The 4,204-nt window shown below is 67.9% G+C and carries 3 protein-coding genes; 2 read left to right on the top strand and 1 reads right to left on the bottom strand.

What is annotated here, in order from left to right:
* Nucleotides 1-227: 227 nt before the first annotated feature.
* A complete protein-coding gene (locus IM708_RS20435; protein ID WP_209428402.1) occupies nt 228-1,070 on the bottom strand; it encodes a M15 family metallopeptidase in 843 nt (280 codons plus the stop codon).
* Between the two features lie 196 nt (nt 1,071-1,266).
* Here IM708_RS20435 and IM708_RS20440 point away from each other — a divergent pair, with 196 nt between their 5' ends.
* Together IM708_RS20440 and IM708_RS20445 are read left to right on the top strand one after the other, a co-directional pair.
* The gene (locus IM708_RS20440) at nt 1,267-1,851 is read left to right on the top strand and encodes an OmpA family protein (RefSeq protein ID WP_209428403.1); all 585 of its coding nucleotides are present in this window, start codon (nt 1,267-1,269) and stop codon (nt 1,849-1,851) included.
* Nucleotides 1,852-1,954: 103 nt separating this feature from the next.
* Nucleotides 1,955-4,123, top strand: a complete 2,169-nt coding sequence (locus IM708_RS20445; protein WP_209428404.1) for a serine/threonine protein kinase — start codon at nt 1,955-1,957, stop codon at nt 4,121-4,123.
* Nucleotides 4,124-4,204: the final 81 nt, after the last annotated feature.

Consider the following 4,204-nt stretch of genomic DNA (forward strand, 5'->3'; position numbering starts at 1 on the left):
ACGGACCCCGAGTTCAAGGGCGAATGGGTCTATTTCTTCATGTCGACCGCGCCGCGCAGCCAGTGATGGGGCTAACGGCAAGGGGTTAAATTTTGGTTGCAATCACGGATTTTTTCTTTTTAAATCAATTCAGTAATCGTCTGTCCGCTAGCGGACCGCCCGGTGTTTCGCCGATACCGCGCAGATTCGGGCACGGATTCGGGCGCTGGCCGAAACGGGCAGGCCGCTCAGATCCGCCCTTCCTCGCGCCATTTCAGCAGCTTCTCTCGGCTGACCTCGAAATGCATGGAATCCTCGCGCCCGAAGGCCGCGCCCCAGATCCAGCCCTCGGCGGCGAAGAAATCCGCCAGGATCGTCAACCCCAGCTGCGTCGTGCCCGCGCCGAACGCATCGAGCCGCCCATCGATGTTCAGATCGACCGCGGTTCCGAAGGAATGCGAGGACAAGCGGTCGCGCGTACCGCGGATCTGCCGCACGCAAAGCGATCCGGCGGTGCCGATGCGTTCATAAAGGTCGGGATCGGCGCGCCGGATCTCGGCGAAGACTCGGCGCAGCGACTCCACCGCCGGCCGCAGCATCTGCACGCGGATCGGCCCGACCTCCTCGATCACCAGCATCTCCCGCAGATCGGGGTTGGTCATCGGCTGGCAGTCGTCGCTCAGATCCGGGCGCGGGCGGCCCAGAAGCTCTTGCAGAAACCCGGGGGTCGCGACGCTCATCCCCTCGTTCAGCGACCGGCGCGTGGGGATCACCACCACTTGCGCGTAACTGTCGAGGATCGTGTTCTCGGTATCGCGCGGCCAGTCGGCATCGGGATCGTCGCGGTCGTAGTACGGCAGCAGCCCGTCCTGGCCCGGATCGGGTCGCATTGCGATGCGGTTTTCCAGTTCGTCGATGCGGATCTGCATGTTCTCGATCTGCTGGCGCAGCATCTCGATCTCGATGCGCGCGCCGCTGTCCACCGCCCGCCCGCCCTCTGCGCCGGGCGGATCGAGGCGTTGCAGTACGAACCACAGAACCGGCGCCAGCACGATCGCGATGGCGAGGATGATGACGGGGACGACTCGCATGACTCCGGTTGCCGGCACTCCTCGGGAACACGGGTCGCAGCGTCGCGCGAAACGCGGTTTCGATCAAGCCACTTCGCGTCGCCGATCACGCCGCCGCGACGGCTCGTGCGGAATTGTTGGCAGACGGCGGCAGAATGTGTATCCTGACCGCGATGGCCCGGCCATCCCCCTGTCATGATTAACGAATGGCGGCCCTATGACACTCGCAGATTTTCGTCTTCCTGTCCTTCTTGGTTATGCCCTCGCCGCCTGCCTAGTCGTGGGCGCGCCCCTGCCGGCAAGCGCGCAGGACGCGGCCGAGCTCAGCGAATCCCAGCTTGAGGAGCTTTTCCGCACCCAGCGCACCCGCGGCCTGGTCCTTGCCCCCGCGGCCGGCGGCGCGACGCAACAGCCCGAGCAGGGTGTGACGACCACCAGTGCCGACGACTACGTTCAGCTCGACCGGGCCGAGCAGGTCAATATCCGCATCAGCTTCGACTTTGATTCCTCTGCGCTGCGCGACGACCAGAAACCCCGCCTGCAGGCGCTGTGCAACGTCATGCGCGAGATCGACATCGAACGCTTCCGCATCATCGGGCATACCGACGCCGTCGGCAGCGCGGCCTACAACCAGCGCCTGTCCCTGATGCGCGCCGAGGAGGTGAAGCGCCACCTCGTCGGCGAATGCGGAATCGACTCCGCCCGGCTGGAGGCGATCGGCGTGGGGCCCGACTACCTCTACGATCCCGAGGATCCCCGTAGCCCCGAAAACCGCCGGGTCGAGTTCCAGGCGATGAGCTGAAACCGGCATGGCGAGACGCGCAGGCATGGGGCCGAAGGGGCCCTTTCCGGTCGCGTGTCCCTTGTCCGCGGGATTGTGCGGTTGAGCAGGTGACACGCCCCAGATGATCGACTCGCGCCCCTCCGACATCTTCAAGCCCGATCAGCTGATCAACAACACCTACCGGATCGAGGGGGTGCTGGGACGCGGTGGCACGTCCGAGGTCTATCGCGCGCGGTCCGAGATATCCGGACGGCTGCTGGCGATGAAGGTGCTGAAATCCGAATTCGCCGGAAACGAGGATTACCTGGTCCTCATGAACCGCGAAGAGGCGATGCGCGACATCCGCCACGACGCGGTGGTGCGCTATTCGGAGAACCACCGCACCCCGGATGGGCATGTCTACCTGATCATGGACTATGTCGATGGTCCGGGTCTGCACGAGTTGCTGAAGAAGGGCGGGCTTCCGGCCGAGGATCTGCTGGTGATCTGCGCCCGCGTCGCCTCGGGCCTGGCGGTCGCGCACGGACGCAACATCTTTCACCGGGACCTGTCGCCCGACAACATCATCCTGAAGGGCGGCAAGCCCGAGCAGGCGGTGATCATCGATTTCGGCATCGCCAAGGACGACAACCCCGGCGCCGAGACGATCACCGGGGGCGAGTTCGCCGGCAAGTATGCCTATGCCGCGCCCGAACAACTGAGCGGGCGGGCGGATGCGCGGTCGGATATCTACGCGCTGGGGGCGCTGTTGCTGGCGACCTTCCGCGGCGCGCCACCCGATGTCGGCCGCAACCCGATGGAGGTGATGCGCCGCAAGGCCATGCCGCTAGACACCGAGGGCGTGCCGGAGCCGCTGAAATCGCTGATCGACCGGATGACCCAGCCCGACCCCGACCACCGCTTCCAGTCGGCGCAGGAGGTGCTGGAGGCGATCGACCCGGCCTACCTGCCCGACGAGGCGGCGCTGCAGCCCACCACGCTGCCGCCCCGCCGCGCCGGTGGTGCGACCGGATCGGCGGCGGCGAAACCATCGGCATCGGCCGCGACGGCACCCCCGGCGGACACCCGGAAAAGCGGGGGGCGCGGGCTGCTGCTGGCGGGCATTGCGGTGCTGGCGCTGGCCGGGGCCGGAGTGGGCGGCTATTTCGCCGACTGGCTCGATCCGATGTTGGGTCCGCCGCGTGCCGACCCCTACACGCTGGTCGTCGCTTTCCCCGCCGAGGGCGCGCCGCAGGCCGAGGGGCATGTCCCCGACGCCGCGCTGCGCGACTCGCTGGCCGCCCGCCTTGCGGCGCAGGGGGGCGAGGCACGGCTGGCGCTTGCGCGCGGCGACATTCCCGACGCGTGGGGGGAAGGGATCGCGCATCTGGTCGAAACGCTCGACCCGCTGGAGGAATGGCGCATCGCCGCGACCGGCACCGAGGTCGAAGTGAGCGGCATGACCCGCGACCGCAGCCTGCAGGAGCGCGTGAACTTCGCGCTGGCCGCGCCGGTGCCGGGCGATCTGTCGGTGCGCGCGGACATCCTGCTGGGCCCGGTACGCCTGCCGGTCGAAGAGGTCGACGGGATCCTGGAGGCGGGTGCCGACTGCGGTCCGCTGGCGCAGATCGACGCGCCGGAGACCGCCTATTCGCTGGGCGAACGAATCGCCGTCGCGGGCCGGATCGAGACGGCGGCGACGCGCGACACGCTCTATGACGCACTGACCGCGGTTGCCGGGGACCGACCGGTCGTGCTGGATCTGGAACTTCTCAACCGGGGCCTCTGCCTGGTCGAGGAGACGCTGGCGGGGCTGCCGTCGGGCGGGTTCGAGTTGCGCATGGGCTTCGGCGACCGGCCGGACACCAACCCTTCGGGGCGCTATTACGTGGGCGAGAACCCAGTGATCGACGTGGTGCTGCCGGCCGGCGTCACCGACGGGTACCTGTGGGTCTCGATCGTCGATGTGAAGGGAGCGGTCTACCACCTGCTGCCGAACAACAACCGGCAGGAAAACGCGGTCGCGGCGCTGCGCGCGGGGCGGGACGGGACGGTCCCGGTGCGTGTCGCCTACGCCGTCGAGGAAGCGCAGGGCAACGGGCGGCTGGCCTTCCTGGTCGACGGGAATACGCTGGGCAAGAGCCGGGTGCTGGTCCTGCACGCGGCGCAGCCGGTCTTCGACGACCTGCGCCCGACCTCGGAATCGGCCGACAGTTTCACCGAGGCGCTGAGCGAGGCCATCGCGGCGCGCGGCGGCACCGGGGGGATCACCGCCGACAGCCGCATCCTGGTCACCGCCGAGGCGAATTGAGGCCGCAGGCAGACCCGACCGTAAATTCGCCCTCGGGGCGCGCAAGGGTCCAAGGTTGGACGCTTTCACAACCCGCTGTAA

The sequence above is a fragment of the Pararhodobacter sp. SW119 genome (genome assembly GCF_017811755.1).
Taxonomy (GTDB): Bacteria; Pseudomonadota; Alphaproteobacteria; order Rhodobacterales; family Rhodobacteraceae; genus Pararhodobacter.

Bases quoted from the DNA above. Each gene is read 5' to 3' on its own strand.
- IM708_RS20445 (WP_209428404.1), top strand. From the start codon at position 1,955: ATGATCGACTCGCGCCCCTCCGACATCTTCAAGCCCGATCAGCTGATC.
- IM708_RS20435 (WP_209428402.1), bottom strand. From the start codon at position 1,070: ATGCGAGTCGTCCCCGTCATCATCCTCGCCATCGCGATCGTGCTGGCG.
- IM708_RS20440 (WP_209428403.1), top strand. From the start codon at position 1,267: ATGACACTCGCAGATTTTCGTCTTCCTGTCCTTCTTGGTTATGCCCTC.